The sequence below is a fragment of the Corynebacterium mucifaciens genome (assembly GCF_012396315.1).
GTDB classification, from domain to species: domain Bacteria; phylum Actinomycetota; class Actinomycetes; order Mycobacteriales; family Mycobacteriaceae; genus Corynebacterium; species Corynebacterium mucifaciens.
The window spans coordinates 186,768-211,211 of the sequence record NZ_JAAXPF010000003.1 but is presented as its reverse complement, the minus strand read 5'-3'; the positions used below and the strand labels follow the sequence as shown (position 1 = coordinate 211,211).

The window sequence follows — 24,444 nt, the reverse complement described above, 5'->3', positions numbered from 1 at the left end:
TCCGTGACTACCCGCAGCGTCAGCGAGCGCCTCGCCGGCACCCCGTCGGTGCGCGACACCATCATGTCTGCAGCGCAGGCCGCCAGGCTTGGCGACGGCTACGCCATGACCCACGCGTGGCTCTTCACCGGCCCTCCCGGGGCGGGCCGTTCGCAGGCGGCGTTGGCGTTTGCGGCGGCGCTGATGTGCACCAACCCGGACGAGATCGGGTGCGGCCGCTGCGAGAATTGCCGCCAGGCGTTGGCGGGCACGCACACGGACCTGCTGCACGTGGTGCCACAGCGGGTGAACATCCCGGTGGCGTACGTGCGTGACACGATCGTGCCGCAGGCGTCGCGGCTGCCGACGGTGGCGGATTGGCGCGTCATCGTCATCGAAAACGCCGACCGGCTCAACACCGACGCCGCCGACGCCCTGTTAAAGACCGTGGAGGAGCCGCCGGAGCACACCGTGATCATCATGTGCGCGCCGTCGACAGACCCGCGGGACTTCCCGCAGACGCTGCGCTCGCGCTGCCGGCACCTCTACGTCCCCGCGCCGACGGAGGACGAGGTCGTGCGCATCCTGGTGGAGGAAGAAGGCGCGACAGAGCACGACGCGCGCCTCGCCGCCGCGGCAACCATGCGGCATGTGGGCCGCGCGCGCCTTCTGGTCCGCTCGGACAAGGTGCAGCAACGCCGCTCGATGGCGATCAACCTGGCGGAGCTGGTGTTCCACGGGGCGCAGGCGTTCCAGGCCGTCGGCGCACTGGTCAAAGCGGCCGAGAGCGAGGCGGTGGAGGCCCACAAGGCCGAGGACGAGGCCGAGCGGGCGAAACTGGAAAACGCGCTAGGCATGGGTGCGAAGGGCAAAGGCTCGGCGAAGGCGTTGGGCGGGGCGGCGTCGTCGATAAAAGCGCTCGAAGAGGAGCAGAAAAAGCGCGGCACCCGCCGCAAGCGCGACATGTTCGACCTCGTGCTGGTGGATCTTGCGGGCGTGTACCGCGACGCGATGATGCTCCAATCCGGCGCGGACCTGCCGCTGATCCACCCCGACTACGAGGGTCTGGCGCGCGAGATCGCCGAGCGTGTTGCCCCGGAGGGCCTCGTCGCCTGCCAGGAGGCGGTCGCGCAGTGCCGCCTGCGCCTGACGCAACAGGTGCAGCCGGCAGTGGCGTTCAACGGCATGCTGGGCCACCTGCGCCTCGCGTGCAAGGTGTCTTAACCTGCGGGTTTCGCGCACCGCGCGGGCTGCGATACACTCCTTCGACGGAGCAGCATTGCTGCCCGGCCACTATAGCTCAGTCGGTAGAGCATCTCACTCGTAATGAGAAGGTCGCGAGTTCGATTCTCGCTGGTGGCTCAATTTTTTTGCCCCAAACCGGGCAGGAAACGCGGCACGACCTTGCCCACCGCGTTGCGCGGCAGCTCGTCCACGAAGTGCACGTCGCGGGGGATGGAGTGGTCGGCCAGCCGCGCCCGCACCCAGTCGCGCACCGCATCGGCGGTTAGCGCGGGCTGCTCGGCAGCGCGCACGACCCACACGGCGATGCGTTTGAAAGTGTCGTCGTCGTCCACGCCGTGCGCGTACACCTCGCTGACACCCGGCATGTCTTCGAGCACCTCCACCACGGACTGCGGGTGGACGTTTTCGCCGCCGACGATGATCATGTCGTCGGAGCGCGACTGCACGTGCAGGTACCCGTCGGCGTCGAAGTAGCCGAGGTCGCCCATCTCGATTAGCCCGTCGATCTCCACCGTCTGCGTCGCCGGGTTGGTGTAGCCGCGCAGCGCCGTTTCGTTGTACAGGAAGATGCGCCCGGTCTTGCCGGCGGGGACTTCGCGGCCGGCGTCGTCGTACAGCTTGAGCACCGTGCCCGGCGGCACCGCGCCCACCATCGTCGGGTCCGCCTGCATCTGCTCCGGTGAGGCGGCCGCGGCCAGCGCGAGCTCGGTGGAGCCGTAGATGTTGGCCAGGATCGGGCCGAAGCGCTCGGTGGTGCGCCGCAGCAGCGACGGCGTTACCGCGTTGCCCGCGGAGGCGAGGTAGCGCAGGGAGGACGTGTCGTAGGTGTCCTCCACATCCAGCATCTGTTTGAAGAAGATGGGCGAGGAGATTAGGCCGTCGCAGCGGTACGTCTCGATCTGCTGCAGGCACGCCTGTGCGTCGAAGACGCGGCGGGTGACGATGGTGGAGCGCGTCGCCAACGCCACCTGCAGCGCGGACCACCCCCAGGTGTGGAAGATCGAGGCGGTCAGCTGCACCGTGTCGCCTGCGCGCCAGGGAATCGCCTCGAGGTAGCCGGCCACCACGAACGGCAGCCGTGGCTCGGGGCGCACGATGCCCTTGGGGATGCCGGTGGTGCCGGAGCTCATGAGCACCAGGTTGCCGTGCTTGGGCCAGCGGGGCAGTTGCCTATCGACGTCCCTTCGGACCACCTCCGCCAGCGCCAGGCCGCGGCCCCCGTCTTCGTGGGCCCGAACCACCGTGATGCCGGCCGTGTCGGGGAGGCGGTCCGCGAACTCGTCGTCGATGAACAGCACGTTGATGTCGTTCTCGGCGAAGATACCGGCGAGCTGTTCCGGCGACGACCCGATGTTGAGCAGGAAAATGTCCGCGCCCGCGTAGCCCTTGGCGGCTAGGGGGAGGATGATGCCGCGGCCGTTGCGGGCCATCACGCCGATGCGCAACCCGTCGAGGTCGCGCTCGTCTTTGAGGCTGAGGAGCCACTGAGCCAGCCCGCGCGAGGCGTCGCGGAGTTGGCGGTAGGTGAGGACGCCGGTGTCGTCGATAAGCGCGATGCGGTCCGGCACCGCGGCGGCGCCTTGTTCGACCTCGCGGGCGGTGGTGAACCAGTAGCGCGCTAAGTTGGGCGCAACCGCGAGCGCCGCGCGTGGCCCGCCTTCGCCGCTGACCATGCCGGAGCGTGTGACGGCGCGCGCGAAGCGGGCGAACGAACGCATGAGAAACAGCGGGCGGTGGGTGGGATGCGAAAATGCCATTGCAACACCGTATCGTGGCGGATGTGTTCGCGCGCTCGTAGACTTGTAGACATGACACAAACTGTGCAAGGAGTAATCGCCCGCGAGAAGGGCGCCCCGGTCGAGGTCGTGGACATTGTGATACCCGAGCCGGGCCCAAACGACGTTGTGGTCAAGGTCCAGGCCACCGGCGTGTGCCACACCGACTTGGCTTACCGCGACGGCGACATCGCCGACGAGTTCCCGTTCTTGCTCGGCCACGAAACTGCCGGCATCGTGGACACCGTGGGCGAAGATGTCACCCACGTAAAGCCCGGCGACTTCGTGGTGCTGAACTGGCGCGCGGTGTGCGGCGAGTGCCGCGCCTGCCGCAAGGGCGACATCAAGAACTGCTTCAACACCCACAACGCCTCCAAGCCCATGACGCTTGAAGACGGCACGGAGCTGACCGCCGCCCTGGGCATCGGTTCCTTCGCCGAGAAGACCCTCGTGCACGAAAAGCAGTGCACCAAAGTCGACCCGGAGGCGGATCCGGCCGCCGCCGGTTTGCTCGGCTGCGGCATCATGGCCGGCCTGGGCGCCGCCGTGAACACCGGTGACGTGCAGCGCGGCGAGTCCGTGGTCGTGTTCGGTCTCGGCGGGGTCGGCTTGGCCGCCGTCGCAGGTGCCGCGCTGGCTGGCGCGACGACGGTGATCGCGGTTGACGTCGACGAGCGCAAGTGCGATGCAGCAACCGAGACCTTCGGCGCCACCCACGCCATCTGCGCGAAGGACATGAGCGAGGACGAGGTCATCGAGCGGGTGCGCGAACTGACTGGCGGCTTCGGCACCGACGTGGCCATCGACGCCGTGGGCATCCAGCCCACCTGGCGCCAGGCGTTCTACTCGCGCGACCTCGCCGGTCGCATGGTGATGGTGGGCGTGCCCAACCAGACCGACCACGTGGACATCCCCGCGATCGACCTCTACGCCCGCGGCGGCTCCATCAAGCCGGCCTGGTACGGCGACTGCCTGCCGGAGCGCGACTTCCCGGCATACGTCGAGCTGTACCAACAGGGCCGGTTCCCGCTGGGCGAGTTCGTTTCCGAGCGCATCGGTGTCGGCGACATCGAGGATGCGTTTGCGAAGATGAAGCGCGGCGACGTGCTGCGAAGCGTGGTGGAGTTCTAGTGCGCATCGACAACGTCGTCACCTCCGGCCTGTTCAAGCTGGACGGTGGCGAATGGGAGGTAGACAACAACGTCTGGATCGTTGGCGACGACTCGGAGGTCTACATCATCGACGCCGCCCACAACGCCGAGGCCATCGCCGAGGCCGTGGGGGATAGGCGCGTGAAGGGCATCCTTGCCACGCACGGCCACTCCGACCACATCGACGCCGCCCCCGAGCTCTCGCGGCTGGTGGACGCTCCGGTGTACCTGCACCCCACCGACGGGTTCCTCTGGCAGCGCCAGAACCCGGGCGCGCACTACCGCCAGCTTGTCGACGGCGCCACGTTCGACATCGCCGGCACCGAGCTGCGCGTCCTGTCCACCCCGGGGCACTCCCCGGGCTCGGTGGTCATCTACGCCCAGGAGGCCGGCGAGCTTTTCTCCGGAGACACCCTGTTCCAGGGCGGCCCGGGCGCGACTGGCCGGTCCTTCTCCTCCTTCGACACCATCATCCACTCCCTGCAGAAGTCCGTGCTGGACCTGCCGGCGGAGACGGTGGTGCGCACCGGCCACGGCGACCACACCACCATCGGTTCGGAAGCGCCGCACCTGGAGGAGTGGATCCGGCGCGGCTACTAGCGCTGCTCCTCCGCAGCCGCGCTCGGTGGCTGCGCGTTCTGCAGCGCCACCGCGCGGGCGAGGCGGGCGTAGCGCAGCTCCTGCTCGCGGAAGCGGGTCCACGTGGAGATGGTGACGAAGAAGAACGCGACCACCAGCACGTACAGCATCAAATCGGTGCCGCGGTCCACGCCGAGCCAGTTGGCCAGGACGGTCACGTCGTCGGGGCGGGCAATCGCCCAAATCGCGGCGACCATCATGAGCGCGAAGCCGATCTTGACCCAGGCTTTGGCGTTAGCGTTGCGTCGATTAGCAAAGAAGTACCAGGCCAGCGCCACGACGGCGAGCAGTAGTAGCGCTTGAATCATGGCAGCCTCCTTGCAACGAGCCCGTCGGCGAGGATGTTCACGCCGTTGATCAGGCTTTGGCCTTTGGACATGGAGTACTCGGTGTAGAGGATGTCCACCGGTTCCTCGTCGACGCGCCAGCCGTTGTTGTCGATCATGGCCACGATCTCGGACGCGTGCGACATCCCGTTCATGCGGATGTTCATCTCGTCGGCGACCTTGCGGTTGAAGGCGCGCAGGCCGTTGTGGGCGTCGGACAGCCCCAGCTTCTTCGTGCGGGGGGAAAGCAGCACCACCGTTTTCAGCACGACGCGCTTGATCCAGGGAACCTGGGAGTTGTCCTGGCCCGCGAAGCGCGTGCCGACGATGATGTCGACCGGCTCGGCGCGCAGCCGTTCAACCATGCGCACGACGTCTTTGACCTGGTGCTGGCCGTCGGCGTCGAAGGTGACAAAATACCGCGCGCCTGGCTGGGAGCGGGCGTACTCCACGCCGGTCTGGATCGCGGCGCCCTGCCCCAGGTTCACCGGGTGGTTGACCAAGTGGGCGCCTGCGGCCCGGATCTGCGCCGCGGAGTCGTCGCGGGAGCCGTCGTTGACCGCAACGATGTTGGGAAATGTCTCGCGCGCATGCGTAAGCACGTCGAAAATGACCGTGCCCTCGTTGTAACAGGGCACGATCAGCCAGGTGTCGTCGAATCCGCTCATGTCGCCCGTTAGATTACTCCCCGCGGTGGAACAACACGGCGTACACGCGCCGGAGCAACCCTGTGGGAAGCGTGCGGTAGGCGGAGCGCGCCACCGCGTTGAACGCCGCGCGCGGGCGCGAGATCAGGCCGTAGGAGACCAGGTTGCGCTGCATCCGCAGCTCGGCGGCCAGCATCTCGCGGCCTGTGCGGCGTGAAAACTGCGCGTCGGTGACCTGAAAATCCGTCAGCGCCTCAGGCAGGTTACGTACCTGCCAACCGCCGGCGATCAGCCGCGCGTAGAGGTCGTAGTCCTCCATGAAGTGCACGTCGTTGTACCCGCCGACGTCCTTGACGGCGCGCGTGCGCAGCATCACCGAGGGGTTGTTCACCGGCGAGTTGATCTTCGCGTAGGCGTGGGGGTTCTCAGGTAGGGCGCGCACCTTGCCCGTGTCGCCCGGTGTTTCCGCAAACTCCTCCACGGCGCTTCCCAGCGCGCCCACCTCCGGGTGGGCTTCCAGGTACGCCAGCTGCCGGGCGAAACGCTCGGGCTTTGCCGCATCGTCGGAGTCGAGGCGCGCGGTGTATTCGGAATCGATCGTCGCTAAGCCAGCCTGCGATGCCGGGCCCGCCCCCACATTCTCCGGCAACCAGATCACGCGGGCATCCTGCCTCTCGACGACCTTCCGGACCCCCTCGCTCACCGGCCCGTCAGCCACAATGACCAGCTCGTCCGCGGGCCGCGTCTGCGCCCGCAGGGAACTCAGGGCGCGCTCGAGATCGTGTGCGTTCGTGCCGTGGTAAACGGTCACCAGTGCCGTAATGCTTGCCACGTGTCAGTCCCTTACCGCGTCGATGAGGTAGCGACCGTAGCCGGATTTCAGCACCTGCCCGCCGAGCGCCTCAAGCTGGGTGGCGTCGATGAAGCCCTCGCGGTAGGCGGCCACCTCCGGCGAGCCGATGACGGTGCCGGTGCGCTTCTGCAACACCTCGACGTAGGAGCTGGCTTCGCTCATCGAGTCGACGGTGCCCGTATCCAACCACACGTCCCCGCGGTGCAGGCGGTGGACCTTCAAGTCGCCGCGGCGCAGGTAGGCCTCGTTGACGGAGGTGATTTCCAGCTCGCCGCGCGTGGACGGCTCGATGGATTTGGCGATCTCCACCACGTCGTTGTCGTAGAAGTACAACCCAACCACGGCGAAGTTGGACTTCGGCGCGTCCGGCTTTTCTTCGATGGACAGCGCGGTGCCGTCGGCGTCGAACTCCACCACGCCGTAGCGCTGCGGGTCGGACACCTCGTAGGCGAAGATGGCCCCGCCGTCGATGTCGCGGATCTGGCCGAGCACTTCGGAGATGCCGCTGCCGTCGAAGATGTTGTCGCCGAGCACCAGCGCCACTGAGTCGCCGGCGATGAATTCCTCGCCGATCAAAAACGCCTGCGCCAGGCCCTCCGGCTTCGGCTGTTCTGCGTAGTGGAGCATGATGCCAAGGTGTGAGCCGTCGCCAAGCAACCGCTCGAAGTTCGGGCGGTCCTCGGGCGTGGTGATGACCAGGATCTCCCGGATCCCCGCGCTGATCAGCGTGGACAGGGGGTAGTAGATCATCGGCTTGTCGTAGATGGGCATGAGTTGCTTCGAAATGCCCTGGGTGATCGGGTACAAACGCGTGCCCGAACCGCCGGCGAGAATGATGCCCTTCATGTCAGGGAAGTGTAGTTGGCGCATCCCGAACCAGGGGGCGCACCTTCTTCCCACCTACTTATCACCCAACTTCCCACAGTGTGAAGTAAGTGGGAAGTTGGGTGTTATGTTGCTATCGGGTCCTCCGGTAGCGCTGCCGCGGGCTCCTTAGGGGCTCTGTCACCTCTGCGACTCCTTCAGTTAGCAGTTGATTCAGGCTCTTCTGAACCGCGGTGCGGCTGAGTCCGGTAGCTTCCTTCAGCTCTGTCGTCGACCAGGAGGTCCGCTCCTGGAGAAGCCGAGAGACCTTCTCGTAGGCGGTTTCATGAGTTTCCGTAGAAGCAACCTTTCGCTTGTGAAACGTCACTGTAAAGTGCGTCAATGTGTTGCTGAACTCGGGAGGCGGCATGAGAGCGCTTGCAGTTGCGGACCGCATGACAGCGATTCCAGTTCCACGGTTTTCGGCGACGGTGCCGCCGCTGGAAAAGCTCAGATCCTCCAGGAACGTGGAGAGTAACTGGTTTCGGGATGTGGAAACACCCGGCTGGCCGAGATTCTCCGCCGTTACTCCACCAAACAGCCCTCCGGGGTTGGAGATCTGGAGTCTGTCCACGTACATATCGATTTGGACGGGGGTTCCCAGCGCGGTGGGGGAGTAGTCGCGGTGCATGAGAGCGTTGACCAGCGCTTCTCGAATGGCCACTGGCGGGTAGTCGGGTACGTCCTTCCTGAACACCCCTTCGATGAGGCCGGCAGTGCGCATGTTTTTCTCCACAAGGCGCACGCCTTCCTCGACCATTTCGGGGATGGGGCCGGTAATTCGTGCGCTGTCGAGCAGCCGGAATCCTTCAGTTATGTCTCCCTTACCGGTCCCCGGATAAAGCGCGAATGTAACCGCAAGCCGGGGGTAAAACTGCTGTGGATAGTCGCCCATTGTGAGTAGAGACGCAAGGGTGGGGTTGTCGTCGCGTAAGACTTGGAGGCGGCGCAAAGCAGTCGGCATACCGTCCGCAAACGTTTTCTCTCGGGCGGCCTGTTGCTTCTCGGTGTAGTGCGAAAGGGTGGCTACGTCGAGATCTTCTAGCGACGCATCTGGTACCGGCTCGCGGTCCCAGGATGGCTGGCCCTTGTTCTCTACGATTCGGTCTACCTCATAGGGAGTGAGCCTGCGTTCACTGTCGCCTGTGCGAATGTAGCTGCCCTTGTATAGGCCGCGTTCAGTGACATAACAGGGCTTGTCTTGCGGCTCCATTTCGGGAATTTCCGCAACAAGCACCTGTCCAGATTCAAACGGCACGATTGAGATTTCTGGTCGGGCTGGGGGAGAGAGCTGATCGCAGAAATTGGTCAACGCGTCTCGGGCAGCTTTTGGGTTGAAATCTTGCACGACTGTGAAACCATCGTTTTCACTCACGCCGACAATCAGGATGCCGCCGCCATGGTTGGAGAATGCGCTCAAAGTTTCCAGCACAGCTCGTCCGACCCCGGTTTTTGCCTCAATGCTGGAGCTTTCAGCACCAACAGTACGAAGTTGGTTGATCATCTCCGCGAGCTCGTGCCCTAACATAACACCCAACTTAACACCCAACTTCCCACAGTGTTAGTAGGTGGGAAGTTGGGTGTTATGTTGCCCCTAGCTACCGCGGGGCCTACCGCGAGGCAACGTACAGCGCCAACGCCGCGCGCCAGTTCGTCGGCGCGAACCCCGCCGCCTTGATCTTGTCCAGCGCCAGCGTGGATTCGCGCGGGCGCGGCGCCTCCGCACCGACCTCGGCGCTGTACTCCTCGGTGGTCACCGGGTGGACGTCCGCCGGGTCGCCGCCGACCGCAACGAACACGGCCATGGCGATCTCGTCGCGCGTGGCCGCATCCCCGTCGGAGGTGATGTTGTACACGCCGTAGTCCGCGCCCGTGGCCAGAAGGTGCGCGATGCCCTTGGCCAGGTCCTCGGCCCACGTGGGTCGGCCCCGTTGGTCGTTCACCACCTTCGGCGTCGCCCCCTTCGCGGCCAGGTCGGCCATGACGGACATGAAGTTGCGCCCGTCGCCGAACACCCAGCTCGTGCGCACCACGTAATGCTTGCGCGCCACCTGCGCGGCCGTCTCGCCCGCGGCCTTCGACGCGCCGTACGCGCTCAGCGGCGACGGAACCTCGGCCTCGTCGTGCACCTCGACCGTGCCGTCGAAGATGTAGTCCGAGGAGACATGCACCAGCGTGAGATCGTGCTCATTGCTTATCGACGCGAGCTTCGCCGGCGCCTCCGCGTTCACCCGCCATGCCCCAGCTCGGTCGTCTTCCGCGCCGTTGACGTCGTTGTAGGCGGCGCAGTTGACGATGCCCCAGTAGTTTCCCCAGTCGATGCGGGGCGGCTCGGCGATGTCGAACTCGTCGTGGCCCACAAAGTGCGCTTGCGTGTCCGACCAGACTTGGCGCAGCGCGCGTCCCAGCTGGCCGTTCGCGCCGGTGACGAGGATGCGGCGTGGGGGCAGCGGAGTGGCGTCGGCAAGCATGGGGTGCTCGAGGTCTTTCGCCGAGAGCTCGGTGGGCTCCAGCGGCCAGTCGATCTCCTTGTAGGAGCAGAACGCGCCACCGGGGGAGTAGCGCTGGTTGACCAGGTAGATGTACGTGGTGTCGTCCTCGAGCGCCTGGAAGCCGTTGGCGACGCCGCGGGGGACGAACACGGCGGTGTCCGGCCCGATCTCGCAGGTGAACTTCTCGCCGAAGGTGGCGGAGCCTTCGCGCATGTCCACCCACGCGCCGAAGACGCGGCCGGTGGCCACAGAGACCCACTTGTCCCACGGCTCGGCGTGCATGCCGCGCGTGGCGCCGGCCTTCGCGTTGAAGCTGACGTTGTGCTGCTTCGGGGTGAGCTTTTGCCCCGACCAGTTCTCCTTGAACCAGCCGCGGTTGTCCTCGTGGACGGTAAGCCGGTGGACCTCGAGGCCCTCGATGGTGGTTGCCATGTCACTGTCCCCTCTCCGCATACTTCTGCTCGATTGTCGCCTTGTCCGCCTCCCACCACCAGCGGTTGTCGGTGTACCAGGCGATGGTCTGCTCGAGGCCGCTGCGCAAGTCCGTGTGCTGCGGCGTCCAGCCGAGCTCCCGGCGGATCTTGGTGGCGTCCATGGTGTAGCGCTGGTCGTGGCCCGGGCGGTCGGCGACGTGCTCGTAGGTGCCGCCCATGAGCTCGCAGATGGTCTCGATGACCTGCTTGTTCGTGACATGCTTCCCACCGGCGCCGATGTTGTAGGTCTCGCCGACGCGCCCGCGTTCCAGGATGGCGAGCACGGCGGCGTTGTGGTCGTCCACGTGGATCCAGTCGCGCACCTGCGCGCCGGTGCCGTAGAGCTTGGCGGGCTGGCCGGTGAGGATGTTGGTGATCTGGCGGGGGATGAACTTCTCCACGTGCTGGTACGGCCCGTAATTGTTGGAGCAGTTCGAGATCGTCGCCCGCACGCCGAAGGAGCGCACCCACGCGCGCACCAGGTGGTCGGAGCCGGCCTTCGTGGCCGAGTACGGCGAGGACGGGTTGTACGGCGTGGTCTCCGTAAACGCGTCGGTGCCGCCGAGCTCGAGGTCGCCGAAGACCTCGTCGGTAGAGATGTGGTGCAGGCGTCTGCCGTGCTTCCGCACCGCCTCCAGCAGGGCAAACGTGCCCACGACGTTGCTGTGCACGAACGCGGAAGGGGCGCGTAGCGAGTTGTCGTTGTGCGATTCGGCGGCGAAGTGGACGACGGCGTCGGCGGCGGACACGAGCTCGTCGATAAGCGGCTGCTCGCAGATGTCCCCCTGCACAAACTCGCTGCCCTCCGGCAGGTTCGCACGGTTGCCGGCGTAGGTGAGTTTGTCCACGACGGTCACGCGGTAGCTTCTCGACGCCTGACGGACAAAGTTCGCCCCAATGAAGCCCGCGCCCCCGGTGACCAGCAAGTGTTCCATGGCCCGCTACCTTACCCAGCTAACGCGTGAGCCCCGCCAGATGCACGAGCGTGCCCACAACCGGGCCGGCGAAGAGCGCCGCCACGACGGTCGCCGTGACCCCCCACGGGGCAAGAAAGAGCACGGCAAACGCGGTGGCGGTGGCGGCGAGCCAGCCGGCGACGTAGAACCCGTGGCGCTCCAGGGCGAGCACGGCCACGCCGGTGATCATGAGCATGCCCATGAACGCTGAGGCGAACGTGAGCAGGCCGAGCGTAAGACCGTCGACGAACAGCTCCGGCTTGTACGCCACCCGCAAGATCCAGGGGCCAACCGCCCAGGCGGCGACGAAGCCGGCCAGGCCCACGCCGAGGATGGCCGCCACGGGGGCGGCGAGCGCCTGGTACACACGGCCGCGTTGCCGGACAAAGCGCACCACCAACGCCGATTGGAAGCGCTGCAGCGGCACGAGGACGGGCGCGCGGGTAAGCATGACCGCGTTGTTGATGGCCGCGACCGCCGCGCCCCCTGTGGCCGCAGTCGCCGCCGGGAAGGCCGCGGAGGCGGCGGTGGGGAAGCCGGTGATCAACGCCGCCGACGCGCCTGAGGCAACCATGGCGGAGGCGACGCGGCGCACGAACGTGGCGCGGTCCACGTCCAGGGTCACGCGCACGGGGGACAGCGCGAGGATGAGGATCCAGCTCAGCGCGCCGATGACGGTGATGACCAAAAACTCCACCAGCCCGCCGCCGAGCGCCCACACCACCACAGCCAGCACGAGCCGGACGCCGGAGTCCATCGCAACTAGCGCCGCGTAACGGCTCCACAGGCCGGAGCCGCTCAAGATGCCCGAAAGCACGGCCTGGAATGCGTAGCTGAGCAGGCCGAACGCGAGCAGTCCGGTGGCGGCGCCGGGGTTGCTGGGCACGATTCGGCCCATGCCCACGACACCGACGGCGAGCGCAGCCCCGGCTAGCACGGCGCCAACAGCCCCGCCGAGTTTCCACGGCTTCGCGGTGCCGTGCGCTTGGGTCTGCCTCGACGCGGCGACGGCGCGGGTGGTTTCCTGCGTGATGCCGTCGATCAACCCCGTGGCGGCGAAGAACAAGCCCCAGAAGGCGAGGAAGTAGTTGTAGCCAGATTCCGCGTCGAGTGCCCAGCTGGCAATCCACATGACCACAAAGCCGCTGGCGGCGGCGAATACGGTGGCCAGGGAGAGGTATCTCACGGGCACTCCGGCAGCTCGGGGTGGTTGACCCACGCGTCTATGACGTCGTCGACGGCCACGCCCTGGCGCGCAAACGCATTGACCAGGTCAAACGGCTCCACCACGCCGTGGGCGCCGCGGGCGGTGTAGTCGCGCACGGCCGCGAAGAAGGCCGGGTCGCCTGCTTTCCGCCGCAGCGCGTGCAGCGTGATCGCGCCGCGCTTGTACACGCGGTCGTCGAACATGTCGCGCGCGCCCGGGTCCTTCAGGGTGAAATCCATCGGCGTGAGGTTGGCGTAGTGGGTGCGCACGGAGGCGTCGATAGGCATCTGCCCGGATACATCCGCCCACAGCCACTCCGCGTAGCAAGCGAACCCCTCGTTGAGCCAGATGTCCTCCCACTGCGCGATGCCGAGCGAGTTGCCGAACCACTGGTGCGCCAGCTCGTGCGCGATGAGCCGCTCGTTGCCCTGCAGGTGGTTCACGCCGAAGATGGACAGGCCCTGCGCCTCCAGGGGAATCTCCAGCTCGTCCTCGTGCACGACCACCTGGTAGTCCTCGAAGGGGTAGGGGCCGAAGACGGTTTCGAAGTAGTCCAGTATGGCCTGCTGCTTCTCCAGATCGCCCACCTGGGTGCGCGGCGGCAGCCATGCGACGGTGTTGCGGCCGAGCGCGACCCGGTGGAACTGTCCCACCTGCACCGTGGCCAGGTACGTCGCCATGGGCCGCGCGGTGGTGTTCGTCACCGCCACGTAGCCGCGGTCCGCGCGCACGTTGAAGGAGTACGTCGCTTTCTCGTCCGGGGTGTCGTCGCACGGGAACCAGGACGGTGCGCCGTTGGGCTGGTTGGCGGTCAGCGCCCCGTTTTCCAGCTCCTCCCAGCCCAGCATGCCCCACGCCGTGCGGCGCGGGCGCGGGGTGCCGCCGTAGCGGATGGTCAGCTGCAGCTCCGTGTCCACGGGGATGAACTCGTCGAAGGTGATGCGCAGCTTGCCGCCGTGGTGGCGGTAGCGCTTGATACCAAAGCCGTTTGAGGCCTCCACCCGGCGCACCGCGAGGCCCGAGGTGAGATCCAGTGAGAGGTGGTTCAGCTCGCGCCAGGTGGACAGCGTCAGCGTCGCTGTCGCCTCGAGGCGGTTCGGCGCCACCTTGTAGTCGAAATCCAGGTCGTAGTGCGTGACGTGGAAGCCGAGGTTGAACTCCACGCCGGTGTAACGGTCGCGGGTGCCGGGAATGGGGGTGGAGCGCAGCCTGAGGTTTCTCATCGCCGGGAAGTCTACGCCAGGTGGTGTCCGATCTTGTGGTCTATCCACTGGTAGATCAGCGCCTCAACCCGGGCCACCTGAGCGTTGTCCGCCGCGCCGGCGTGTCCGCCTGCGGTGTTTTCGAAGTAGTCCACCGGCTGCCCCGCCTGCCACAGCGCGAGCGCGAAGGTACGCGCGTGGGCGGGGTGCACGCGGTCGTCGCGCGTTGAGGTGGTCACCAACGCCGGGGGATAGGCCACCTCCGAGCGCGGGCGCACGTTGTGCAGCGGCGACCACCGTTCGATCGCGGCGCGCTCCTCGGCGTTGTCTGGGTCGCCGTATTCCGCCATCCAAGACGCGCCCGCGGAAAGCGTGTGGTAGCGCAGCATGTCCGTCAACGGCACCTGGATCACCGCCGCGCCGAAACACTCCGGGTACTGCACGAGGGCGCCAGAGGTGAGCAACCCGCCGTTGGAGCCGCCGCGGATGGCAATCTGCTCAGGGGTGGCGTAGCCGCGCGCGACGACGTCCTCGAGCACCGCCTTGTGGTCCTCCCACACCTTGTGACGGTTGACCTTCACCACCTGTGCGTGCCACTCGGGCCCGAACTCGCCGCCGCCGCGCAGGTTGGGCTGGACGTAGAAGTTGCCCTGCTCCAGCCACGCGATGCCGCGCACGTTTGAAAACGACGGCGTGAGCGAGACCTCGAAGCCGCCGTACCCGCCGACAAGGGTGGGGCGCGCGCCGCGGGAAAAGTCGCCGGTGATGAAGTAGGGCAGGCGCGTGCCGTCGGCAGAGGTCACCCAGTGCTGGCGGGTTTCCAGCCCCGTGGCATCGAAGTGCACCGGGGCGCGCCTGACCTCCACGAGCTGGCCGTCAGCGTCGCCGAGCAGCAGCGTCGCGGGGTCGGTGAAGGAGGATGCGGTGACCCAGAACTCGTCGCCGGCCAGGGGGTGCGCGGCGACGACGTGCGCGCTGGCCGCCTCCGGCAGCGCGAGCTCGGTCCGCTCCCACGTGCCCAGCTCGATGCGCACGATGCTCGTGGCTACGTTCACTAGCCGCGTGACCAACATGGCGGTGGCAGTAAACGCAATGGACTCAACCGTCGCGTCCGCCTCCAACACCGTAAAATCCCGCTCGCCGCCGAGGAAGCGCGCCAGCTCGATGACCCCCAGCGCACCCGCAGGGACGCCGGCGAACTCGGTGCGCGGCTGGACAAACAGCCATTCGCGGTGGGGGATGGCGTCGCAGTCGTCGGGCACGTCGAGGAACTCGCCGTCCACCCACGTGCGCGACGTGTAGAAATCGAGCGATCGCGTGACGACGCTCCTCCGGTCCACCACGTCGTAGTCCGCCCACACCCCGACGTCCTGCGGCTCGCCTGTGAACGTCACGGTCTTGCCGCCGCCGCGGTGCCAGCGCGCCACCTGCATGGGGTAGCCGGAATTGGTCACCGTGCCCGGCCCCTCGTCGGTGCCCACCAGTACGGTGTCGCGGTCCAGCCAGGTGACCGATGTTTTTGCCTCGCCGACAGTGAATCCGCCGTCGGCCGGGTCGACGAAGGTGCGCGACTCGATGTCGAATTCGCGCACCACCACTGCGTCGGCCCCGCCGCGAGACAGCCGGATCAGCGCCCGGTCCCAGCTCAGGGGCAGCACAGAAGCGCCCTTGAAGACCCAGTCCTCGCCTTCCGCGGCCGCGAGGGCATCGATGTCGAGGAGGATGTCCCAGGAGGTGTCGGTGCGATCTTCCTCTCCCTCCCCGAGGTACGAGGGGAGGGACGTTCGGCGCCACAGGCCACGCTGGTGTTCGCCGTCGCGCCAGAAGTTGTACAGGTACTCGCCGCGCCGGGACACGAACGGGATGCGGTCGTCTGCGTCCAGCGCGGCCTGGATGCGGTGGCGCAGCGCGGCGGTGTCGAGGGCGGCCTCCGTCGCATCCGACCACTCCTGGGCCCACTCGAGGGCAGGCGTCCCCGTCAGGTCGTCGAGAAGCGCAGGCTCGATGCTGCGCAACCTACACCCCTAGCGCAGGCGCAATGGTGGTAGACCACGCGCGATCCATATCATCGGTCCAGTATGGCCAGGAGTGGGTGCCCATGTTGCGCAGCTCGAAGTGGGCCGGAATGTTCAGGCCGTCCAGCTTGGCCTTGAGGTCGTGGGTGCACTTGTTCACCGCGGCCTCGATCACGCCGCCCTCCACCTGGAGAATGGCGGAGGCAGCTTGGGCGGTCGCCTGCGGGGCGCCGAGCCCCATGAGGTAGCTCACCTGGTCGGGACGGCCCGCAAGGCCAGTGCCGGACGAGACGTACAGCGCGGTACCGCGCAGCTTCTCCGCGTTCACCAGCGCGTCGTTGTACCGGTTGTACTCGCCGTTCATCGGGCCCCACATCTTCTCCGGGGTGACGGTTGTGAAATCACCGGTGCCCGAGGCGCGGTTCACGGTCAAGCGGGCGAAGTTGTAGCCGTGCGGCGAGGAGGTGGCGGCGCAGCCGGAGAAGGATGCAGCGGCCTTGTACATCCCCGGATTGTGCTGCGGAAGCACCAGCGCGGACGTGGCGGACATGGACACACCGGCAATGGCGCGGCGGTCGTTGGCGCCAACCACGCGCTCAATTGGGCCGGGCAACTCCTCGGTCAAGAACGTCTCCCACTTCTGCGGGCCGTTGATGTAGGGGGAGCTGACGTCGTCGCGCACCCAGTCCGTGTAGTACGAAAACGCGCCGGCCTGCGGGATCACCACGTTGACGCGCTTGCCCGCGAAGTACTCCTTGGCAGGGTAGAGCTTCAGCCAATCCTGGTTCTGCTCTGCGCTGCCCGCACCGTTGAGCAGGTACAGCGTCGGTGCGTTGCGCACATGATTCCCGGACGGATCGGTGGCGGGGATAACGGCCACCGGGACGTCGCGGCGCATCGACGGCGAGTACACGTTGAACGACAGCAGGGTCTTGTGGTCCACCTGCTTGACCCATTCCTGCGGCTTGCCCGTGGTTACGGCAATAGGCGGGTTTGACGGGGCATCCCAGATCTTGACGGTGCCCTCCGTCTGGGCCGACGCCACGTGGGTGCCAGAGCATGCGAGGGAGACTGCTGCGAGGGCGGCCAGCGCGGCTGCCTTGATCTTCTTCATGTGGTTCTTCCAGTCGTGCGGGGGTGACGTTGACAGGCAATGCTGCGCCTGCTTCAAGGACATTCGATAGTGTAGTGGCCACTGTTACGTGGCGCTGTCCGTCACATGCCCGCTACATGCCCGCTACATACCGCGTCATCCCCGAAAGGACTCCACAATGAACCCCATCGAAGCCATCCAGCTGCAGATCAACCAGGTGCTGGGCGGGCTCGTCCACGCTGGCTCCTCCATGTCGTCGACCATCGCGTACGGGCTCGGCTTGTTCTAAACGCCCGAGAACGCACATACGGCGCCGCCCTGTTTAGGGCGGCGCCGTATTCGTGTGCTGGCGCGGTCGGTTTCCGCGCTACAGCTCGGGGTTGAGTGCCTTCTTGAAGACGGTGTCGTAGGAGAGCTGCAGGTCGTCGCGCCACGTGCCCCAGCTGTGGGTGCCGACGTTGCGGAGCTCGGCGTGGCCGACCTCCACGCCCTCTGCAGCCAGCTTCACCAGCAAGTCGTGGGTGCAGGCGTTCGTGGCGGCCTCGATGGCGCCGCCCTCAACCTGTAGCGTCAGCGCGTTGGACCCAGCGACTACGGACGCCACGGCAGGGTCGTTGCCGGCCTTGATCAGCCCCTCTTTCAACGTGCCCGCCATGTCGCCTTCGCCTGCCAGGCCCGTGCCGTTGGAGATGTACACGGCGGTGCCCTTAAGTGCCCCGGCGTTGACCAACGCGTCCTTCGAGCGGTTCTCCTCTGAGCCGCGCTTGCCGAAGATGTACTCCGGCGTCATCACACCCGGCGCGGCGCGGCTGACGGTCAGGTCCACGAACTTCCACGGCACCGGCGTCGACGTGGCTGCGCAGCCGGAGAAGGACCCCACCGCGTCGTATTTTTCCGGGTAGTGCTCCGCTAGCAACAGTGAGGATGTCGCCGCCATGGACAGTCCTGCCACCGCGCGGCGCCCGTTCGCGCCCAGGTGCGGCTCGACCGCCCCGGTCAGCTCCTCGGCGAGGAAGGTCGACCACATCTGCTTGCCCTTGTAGTACGTGTTCTCCACCGGCGGCTCTTCGGCCCAGTCCACGTAGTAGGAAAACGCGCCCTCCATCGGCACGACCACGTTCACGCCCGCGCGGCCGTAAGTCTCGTACATCTTGTCGAACGCCTGGGCCACCCAGTCGGTGTTCTGCTCGGAGCCGCCGGCGCCGTTGAGCAGGTAGACAGTGGGGGCGCCCTGCACGGGCTGGCCGTTTTCGTCGGTCGCGCGGAACAACGCCACCGGGATGTCACGGCCCATCGATTCCGAGTGGACGCGGACGGCCTCGTTCGGCCACAGTTGCTGGTTATTCTCTAGGATGCCGACCCACTTTTGGTCCTGGCCATTCGTTGTTTTGGGTGCCTCGTCGAGCGGCTCGACGTTGTCCGCCCTGCTCGGGGAGTCGGTGGCAGCCACGGTCTGACCGGCGTTCGGGGCCGTCTCGTCGATCTGGGCAGCGTGGGTAACAGAGGGTACGGAACCTGCGGCTACCAGTGCCGCGGCCGCAACGGCGATAGCAGGTCGTCGGAGTTTCACGGAATTCGCTCACTTTCGGGGCAGAAAACAACTGGGTGCTCGGGAACATTTTGCCAGACGGGCACGTACTATATGTATTGTGAGTAAAGAACATTTCGACGTTGTTGTCCTCGGCGCGGGCCCCGGTGGCTACGTTGCCGCCATCCGTGCAGCTCAGCTTGGTAAGAAAGTGGCTGTCATTGAGAAGAAGTACTGGGGCGGTGTCTGCCTGAACGTGGGCTGCATCCCGTCGAAGTCGCTGATTAAGAACGCAGAGGTTGCGGAGATCTTCAACCACGAGGCGAAGACCTTCGGCATCAAGGGTGACGTGGAGTTCGATTACACGGACGCCCAAAAGCGCTCCCGTAAAGTCTCCGAGAAGATCGTCGGTGGCGTGCACTACTTGATGAAGAAGAACAAGATCAAGGAGATCAACGGCCTGGGCTCGTTCAAGGACGCCAAGACCATCGAGATCACCGACGGCGACGACAAGGGCATGACCGTCACCTTCGACGACTGCATCATCGCCACCGGCGCCGTGGTGCGCACGCTGCCGGGCATTGAGCTGTCCGACAACGTGGTCTCCTACGAGCAGCAGATCCTCAACCCCGAGGCCCCGGAGAAGATGGTCATCGTCGGCGCCGGCGCCATCGGCATGGAGTTCGCCTACGTCCTGTCCAACTACGGCGTCGACGTCACCGTCATCGAGTACATGGACCGCGTCCTTCCCAACGAGGACAAGGACGTGTCCAAGGAGATCGCGAAGCGGTACAAGAAGCTCGGCGTGAAGCTGCTCACCGGCCACGCCACCACCGAGGTGCGCGACAACGGCGACTCCGTCGAGGTGGATGTGAAGAAGAACGGCTCCGACGACGTGCAGACCCTCACCGCCGACCGCGTGATGATCTCCGTCGGCTTCGCTCCGCGCACCGAGGGCTACGGCCTGGAGAACACCGGTGTCGAGCTGACCGAGCGCGGCGCCATTGCTATCGACGAGCGCATGCGCACCAACGTCGACCACATCTACGCCATCGGCGACGTCACGGCGAAGCTGCAGCTCGCCCACGTTGCGGAAGCCCAGGGCATCATCGCCGCCGAGACCATCGCCGGCGCCGAGACCCTCGAGATCGAGGACTACATGATGACCCCGCGCGCCACCTTCTGTAACCCGCAGGTTGCGTCCATGGGCTACACCGAGGAGCAGGCGCGCGAGAAGTGGCCGGACAAGGACATCAAGGTCGCCACCTTCCCGTTCTCCGCCAACGGCAAGGCGGTGGGCCTCAACGAGACCGCCGGCTTTGGCAAACTCGTCGCCGACGCCGAGTTCGGCGAGATCCTCGGCTGCCACCTCGTGGGCGCTAACGTCTCCGAGCTCATGCCGGAGGTTGTGCTGGCGCAGCGCTTCGACCTCACCGCTGAGGAGATCGCACGCTCCATCCACATCCACCCGACCCTCTCCGAGGTGCTCAAGGAGATCTCCCACGGCGTCGAAGGCCACATGATCAACCTCTAAGCCTCCGCTTACCGACGCACTAAAGGCGGGCCCCGGAACTTACCGGGGCCCGCCTTTAGTGGCGTCGAGAAGCGAGCTAGTGCTTCTGCGTCGGGTTGTCGGTGCCTGCGACTGCGGCGGCGAGGGAGTCGAGGGACTTGGCCAGGAACTCGTCGTCGAAGGTCTCGGACATGGACAGCAGGTTCTCCTCCAGCTCGTCGCGCTGGTAGGTGAGGGTGACGTTGGTGTTGTCGGCATCGATGGGCTCGAGCTCGTAGAGCCACTTCGCGCCGACGGTCACCTCAGAGGTGGTGTTCTGCAGGTTCTTCCAGCCGATGACGCGGTCCTCCTGGAAGGCGAAGACCTCGTTCTTGGTCTGGTAGTCACCGTCTTTGTTCGTCATGTTCATGGTGAAGATGTCGCCGACCTTCTCCAGGCGCTCGCCCTGGTCAGCGGAGACGACCATGCCGGAATCGTCGGTCTCGGCGTGGCGCTGCGGGTTGGAAAGGATGTCGAAGATCGCGACCGCGGGGGCGTCGATCTGGCGGGTTGCGGAGCTTTCAGTGTTCTTGTCAATAGCCATGCCGTTCAGCGTACCGATTTTCGGCCGCTCGGGTCGGCGAGCAGGTTAGGACGTACTAACAACCAAAAGATTGACACTGAAAGGGGTGGGGGCTGTGGACTCGCAAGCCACGGAGCAAACAAGTGTCGAATGTCACAAATGCGCCAGATTGCTGCATGTAGGGCTCAAGGTGGGGTTGAGGCTCGGTCGCGCCTGCGAATCCGGTGTGAATGGGCGGGGCCGATCTCCTAGAGTGTTACCGACACTGGAGGTGCCATGACTGTACAAAACGCAGACCGTGAAGCCATTCGTCACGGAAAAATTACTGAGAAGCCGCTGCGCGAGCGGCCGTCCTACCCCACCTGGGCAATCAAGCTGACCATGGCCATCACCGGCCTCATCTTCGGTCTCTACGTTCTGGGCCACATGGTGGGGAACCTGAAGATCTTCATGCCGCTGAACATCGATGGCTCCGCGCCGATCGATGACTACGGCGAGTTCCTGCGCACGATCGGTGAGCCGTTGCTTCCGCGCTCCGGTTTCCTGTGGATCGTCCGTATCATCCTGCTTGCCTGCCTGGTGCTGCACGTGTGGGGCGCATTCGCACTGCGCGCGCGCTCTTCGAAGTCCCGCGGACGTTTCCAGCGCACCAACCTGATGGGCGGCTGGCAGTCCACCGCCACCCGGGCGATGCTGGTCACCGGCGTCATTTTGCTGCTGTTTATCATCTTCCACCTGTTGGACCTCACCTTCGGTCAGGCAGTCGCCTCTGACGAGTTCGTCCACGGCGCGGTGCGTAACAACATGCTCGCCACCTTCGCCCCCGGCCGCTGGTGGGTCACCCTCGTGTACGTCATTGCCAACCTGGCGCTGCTGCTGCACCTGACCCACGGCATTTACCTCGCAGTGTCCGACCTGGGTTGGCTGGGCAAGCGCGGCGCGGGCCTGATGATCGTCCTCGCGTACATCCTCCCGTTCATCGTTGTCGCAGGCAACGTTGTTATGCCGCTCGCTATCGCGTTCGGCTGGGTCCCGGATTTTTCCCGGTAACGGCTTTTTAGGAGAACAACTATGACTACCTCTATTTCCGGTCTTTCCGGGGCCCAGGGGGCCAACGGCGGGGAACAGAACTCCGCCGAGGCCGCGGGCCAGCAGCGCACCGGCGGTTTCCGCCAGCCCGAGTCCGCCGCCGCCGGCGTGACCCCGGGTAACGTCCTCGAGGCCAACGAGCCGAACCGCGACGAGGTTCGCATGAAGGACATGTGGCAGTACCAGAAAGACCACATGGACCTGGTGTCGCCGCTGAACCGCCGCAAGTTCACCGTGCTGGTCGTCGGCACCGGCCTGTCCGGCGGCGCAGCCGCCGCAGCCCTGGGCGAGCTGGGCTACAACGTGAAGGCCTTCACCTACCACGACGCGCCGCGCCGCGCCCACTCGATCGCCGCGCAGGGCGGCGTGAACTCCGCCCGTGGCAAGAAGGTGGACAACGACAGCGCGTACCGCCACACCAAGGACACCGTCAAGGGCGGCGATTACCGCTGCCGCGAGTCCGACTGCTGGCGCTTGGCTATTGAGTCCGTCCGCGTGATCGACCACATGAACGCCATCGGCGCCCCGTTCGCCCGCGAGTACGGCGGTACCCTTGCCACGCGTTCCTTCGGCGGCGTGCAGGTCTCGCGCACGTACTACACCCGCGGCCAGACAGGCCAGCAGCTGCAGCTGTCCACCGCATCGTCGTTGCAGCGCCAGATCCACCTGGGCAACGTGGAGATCTTCACCCACCACGACCTGATGGATTTGATCGTCACCGAAAAGGATGGCGCGAAGCACTGCGACGGCATTGTCACCCGCAACCTGATCACGGGTGAGATCGCGCCGTTCACCGGCCACGCCGTCATCCTCGCCACCGGCGGTTACGGCAACGTGTACCACAAGACCACGTTGGCGAAGAACTCCAACGCCTCCGCCATGATGCGGGCGTACGAGCGCGGCGCGTACCTCGCTTCCCCGTGCTTCGTGCAGTTCCACCCGACCGGCCTGCCAGTCAACGCGAAGTGGCAGGCGAAGACGACGCTGATGTCGGAGTCCCTGCGCAACGACGGCCGCATCTGGACCCCGAAGGAAAAGGGCGACGACCGCGACCCGAACGAGATTCCGGAAGAGGACCGCGACTACTTCCTGGAGCGTCGCTACCCGGCCTTCGGCAACCTCGTGCCCCGCGACGTCGCGTCGCGAGCCATCTCCCAGCAGCTCAACGCTGGCTACGGTGTAGGACCGCTGCGCAACTCGGCGTACCTCGACTTCTCCGACGCCATTGAGCGCCTCGGTGAGGACACCATCCGTGAGCGTTACTCCAACCTCTTCGAGATGTACGAGGACTCCACGGGCGACGACCCGTACAAGGCCCCGATGCGCATCGCCCCGACCGTCCACTTCACCATGGGCGGCCTGTGGACGGACTTCAACGAGATGACCTCCATCGACGGCCTCTTCGCCGCAGGCGAGTGCTCCTGGACCTACCACGGTGCGAACCGCCTGGGTGCCAACTCGCTGCTGTCCGCCTCTGTCGACGGCTGGTTCACCCTGCCGTTCACGGTGCCGAACTACCTCGCCGGTCACCTCGGCGAGGAGGCGCTGCCCGAGGACTCCCGCGAGGCGCAGGATGTGGTGGCCGAGGTCACCGAGCGCATTGAGCGCATCATGTCCATCCGCGGCCCGGAGCCGCACGGCCCGGAGCACTTCCACGAGCAGCTCGGCGAGATCCTCTACGAGCATTGCGGTGTGTCCCGCACCGTGGAGGGCTTGGAAGAGGGCATCCGGAAGATCCGCGCACTGCGCGAGGACTTCTGGGCCAACATCTCCGTCCCAGGCTCCCCGAACGACATGAACCAGACGCTCGAGGCGGCACTGCGCCTCGTCGACTACATCAACCTTGGTGAGCTGATGTGCATCGACGCTCTGGACCGCGACGAGTCGTGCGGTGCGCACTACCGCATGGACCACCTCACCGACGACGGCGAGGCCGAGCGTGACGACGAGAAATGGTGCTTCGTGTCGGCCTGGGAGCCGGCCGGTGAAGGCCAGTTCATCCGCCACGCAGAACCCCTGCACTTTGATTCGATCCCGCTGATGGCAAGGAACTACAAGTAATGAAACTGACACTTGAAATCTGGCGCCAGGCTGGTCCTGACACCGAGGGCAGCTTCGAGACCGTCCAGGTCGATGACGCTGTGGAGCAGATGTCCATTCTGGAGCTGCTCGACCACGTGAACGAGACCTACGTCGAGCAGGGCAAGGAGCCGTTCGTCTTCGCCTCCGACTGCCGCGAAGGCATCTGCGGCACCTGCGGCCTGACCGTGAACGGCCGCCCGCACGGTGCAGGCCAGAACACCACGGCCTGCCTGCAGCGTCTGCACAACTACAACGACGGCGACACCTTGAAGATCGAGCCGTTCCGCTCCGGCGCGTTCCCGGTGATCAAGGACCTGGCCGTGGACCGTTCCGCGTTGGACCGCGTGATGCAGCAGGGCGGCTACGTCTCCATCAACGCTGGCACCGCCCCTGACGCGGACACGCTGGCCGTGAACCACCACGACGCTGAGACGGCGCTGGACTACGCCGCCTGCATCGGCTGCGGCGCCTGCGTGGCGGCGTGCCCGAACGGTGCCGCGCACCTGTTCACCGGCGCGAAGCTGAAGCACCTCAAGCTGCTTCCGCTGGGCAAGCAGGAGCGCTCCCGCCGCGCGCGCAAGATGGTCGACGAGCTGGAGACCAACTTCGGCCACTGCTCGCTCTACGGCGAGTGCGCCGACGTGTGCCCGGCTGGCATCCCGCTCGATGCCGTCGGCGCCATCAACGCCGAGCGCGCCCGTGCTGCCTTCAAGGGCGGCGACGACTAGGGCTGCCGTATACTCGTAGCAGTAG

General features: G+C 66.0%; 21 protein-coding genes and 1 tRNA gene. 8 read left to right on the top strand and 14 right to left on the bottom strand.

All coding sequences use genetic code 11. The features are described 5' to 3' along the window. The first annotated feature begins 3 nt into the window (after positions 1-3). A complete protein-coding gene (locus HF989_RS04410) occupies positions 4-1,203 on the top strand; it encodes a DNA polymerase III subunit delta' (RefSeq protein ID WP_168684226.1) in 1,200 nt (399 codons plus the stop codon). A 65-nt stretch (positions 1,204-1,268) separates the two neighbouring features. Further along, positions 1,269-1,341 (top strand) — tRNA-Thr (locus HF989_RS04405). Here the strand turns inward: HF989_RS04405 and HF989_RS04400 are convergent. Then, entirely contained in the window at positions 1,341-2,981 is a 1,641-nt protein-coding gene (locus HF989_RS04400) for an AMP-binding protein (protein WP_210728981.1), read from the bottom strand. The genes HF989_RS04405 and HF989_RS04400 overlap by 1 nt on opposite strands. A 51-nt stretch (positions 2,982-3,032) precedes the next feature. Here HF989_RS04400 and HF989_RS04395 point away from each other — a divergent pair, with 51 nt between their 5' ends. Beyond that, positions 3,033-4,130: an S-(hydroxymethyl)mycothiol dehydrogenase gene (locus HF989_RS04395; protein WP_168684225.1), complete on the top strand. Its 1,098-nt coding sequence runs from the start codon at positions 3,033-3,035 to the stop codon at positions 4,128-4,130. Continuing rightward, complete coding sequence (locus HF989_RS04390) at positions 4,130-4,750, top strand: MBL fold metallo-hydrolase (protein WP_168684223.1); 621 nt, start codon at positions 4,130-4,132, stop codon at positions 4,748-4,750. The genes HF989_RS04395 and HF989_RS04390 overlap by 1 nt, the downstream gene beginning before the upstream one ends. On the opposite strand, the gene HF989_RS04385 is transcribed toward HF989_RS04390, so the two are convergent. From HF989_RS04385 to HF989_RS04330, 12 genes are all read right to left on the bottom strand, one after another. Beyond that, positions 4,747-5,097, bottom strand: coding sequence for a DUF2304 domain-containing protein (locus tag HF989_RS04385; RefSeq protein ID WP_168684221.1), 351 nt, complete (start codon positions 5,095-5,097; stop codon positions 4,747-4,749). The two genes, HF989_RS04390 and HF989_RS04385, sit on opposite strands and share 4 nt — an antisense overlap. Then, on the bottom strand, positions 5,094-5,783 hold the full coding sequence (locus tag HF989_RS04380; protein ID WP_168684219.1) for a glycosyltransferase family 2 protein: 690 nt from the start codon (positions 5,781-5,783) through the stop codon (positions 5,094-5,096). The genes HF989_RS04385 and HF989_RS04380 overlap by 4 nt, the downstream gene beginning before the upstream one ends. A 13-nt stretch (positions 5,784-5,796) precedes the next feature. Then, on the bottom strand, positions 5,797-6,594 hold the full coding sequence (locus HF989_RS04375; RefSeq protein ID WP_168684217.1) for a glycosyltransferase: 798 nt from the start codon (positions 6,592-6,594) through the stop codon (positions 5,797-5,799). 3 nt (positions 6,595-6,597) lie between these two features. After that, complete coding sequence (gene rfbA, locus HF989_RS04370; RefSeq protein WP_168684216.1) at positions 6,598-7,461, bottom strand: glucose-1-phosphate thymidylyltransferase RfbA; 864 nt, start codon at positions 7,459-7,461, stop codon at positions 6,598-6,600. A 112-nt stretch (positions 7,462-7,573) separates the two neighbouring features. Beyond that, positions 7,574-9,016, bottom strand: a complete 1,443-nt coding sequence (locus HF989_RS04365; RefSeq protein WP_210729012.1) for an ATP-binding protein — start codon at positions 9,014-9,016, stop codon at positions 7,574-7,576. 73 nt (positions 9,017-9,089) lie between these two features. Beyond that, on the bottom strand, positions 9,090-10,403 hold the full coding sequence (locus HF989_RS04360) for a sugar nucleotide-binding protein (protein WP_168684214.1): 1,314 nt from the start codon (positions 10,401-10,403) through the stop codon (positions 9,090-9,092). A gap of 1 nt (position 10,404) precedes the next feature. Then, complete coding sequence (rfbB, locus tag HF989_RS04355) at positions 10,405-11,379, bottom strand: dTDP-glucose 4,6-dehydratase (RefSeq protein ID WP_168684212.1); 975 nt, start codon at positions 11,377-11,379, stop codon at positions 10,405-10,407. Positions 11,380-11,398: 19 nt separating this feature from the next. Beyond that, positions 11,399-12,586: a hypothetical protein gene (locus HF989_RS04350; protein ID WP_168684210.1), complete on the bottom strand. Its 1,188-nt coding sequence runs from the start codon at positions 12,584-12,586 to the stop codon at positions 11,399-11,401. Then, positions 12,583-13,830 (bottom strand): M1 family metallopeptidase, encoded by a 1,248-nt coding sequence (locus HF989_RS04345; RefSeq protein ID WP_168684209.1) that lies wholly within the window; start codon positions 13,828-13,830, stop codon positions 12,583-12,585. The genes HF989_RS04350 and HF989_RS04345 overlap by 4 nt, the downstream gene beginning before the upstream one ends. 11 nt (positions 13,831-13,841) lie before the next feature. Next, entirely contained in the window at positions 13,842-15,824 is a 1,983-nt protein-coding gene (locus HF989_RS04340) for a prolyl oligopeptidase family serine peptidase (protein ID WP_168684207.1), read from the bottom strand. Position 15,825: 1 nt separating this feature from the next. Further along, entirely contained in the window at positions 15,826-16,938 is a 1,113-nt protein-coding gene (locus HF989_RS04335) for an alpha/beta hydrolase (protein WP_168684305.1), read from the bottom strand. Between the two features lie 346 nt (positions 16,939-17,284). Then, the gene (locus tag HF989_RS04330) at positions 17,285-18,487 is read right to left on the bottom strand and encodes an alpha/beta hydrolase-fold protein (protein WP_168684205.1); all 1,203 of its coding nucleotides are present in this window, start codon (positions 18,485-18,487) and stop codon (positions 17,285-17,287) included. A 79-nt stretch (positions 18,488-18,566) separates the two neighbouring features. Between HF989_RS04330 and lpdA the strand changes: the two genes are divergently transcribed. After that, positions 18,567-19,979 carry a dihydrolipoyl dehydrogenase gene (lpdA, locus tag HF989_RS04325; protein WP_343033542.1) on the top strand — a complete coding sequence of 471 codons (1,413 nt, stop codon included), beginning with the start codon at positions 18,567-18,569 and terminating at the stop codon, positions 19,977-19,979. A gap of 76 nt (positions 19,980-20,055) precedes the next feature. Here lpdA and HF989_RS04320 read toward each other — a convergent pair whose 3' ends face one another. After that, positions 20,056-20,541 (bottom strand): SRPBCC family protein, encoded by a 486-nt coding sequence (locus HF989_RS04320; protein ID WP_168684203.1) that lies wholly within the window; start codon positions 20,539-20,541, stop codon positions 20,056-20,058. A 255-nt stretch (positions 20,542-20,796) separates the two neighbouring features. On the opposite strand from HF989_RS04320, the gene HF989_RS04315 reads away from it, so the two are divergent. Genes HF989_RS04315 through HF989_RS04305 form a run of 3 tightly spaced genes read left to right on the top strand, consistent with a single transcriptional unit; the run spans position 20,797 to position 24,419 of the window. Then, positions 20,797-21,570, top strand: a complete 774-nt coding sequence (locus HF989_RS04315) for a succinate dehydrogenase cytochrome b subunit (RefSeq protein WP_168684201.1) — start codon at positions 20,797-20,799, stop codon at positions 21,568-21,570. A gap of 21 nt (positions 21,571-21,591) precedes the next feature. Next, positions 21,592-23,670: a fumarate reductase/succinate dehydrogenase flavoprotein subunit gene (locus HF989_RS04310; RefSeq protein WP_168684200.1), complete on the top strand. Its 2,079-nt coding sequence runs from the start codon at positions 21,592-21,594 to the stop codon at positions 23,668-23,670. Beyond that, entirely contained in the window at positions 23,670-24,419 is a 750-nt protein-coding gene (locus HF989_RS04305) for a succinate dehydrogenase/fumarate reductase iron-sulfur subunit (RefSeq protein ID WP_038609363.1), read from the top strand. The genes HF989_RS04310 and HF989_RS04305 overlap by 1 nt, the downstream gene beginning before the upstream one ends. Positions 24,420-24,444 lie beyond the last annotated feature (25 nt).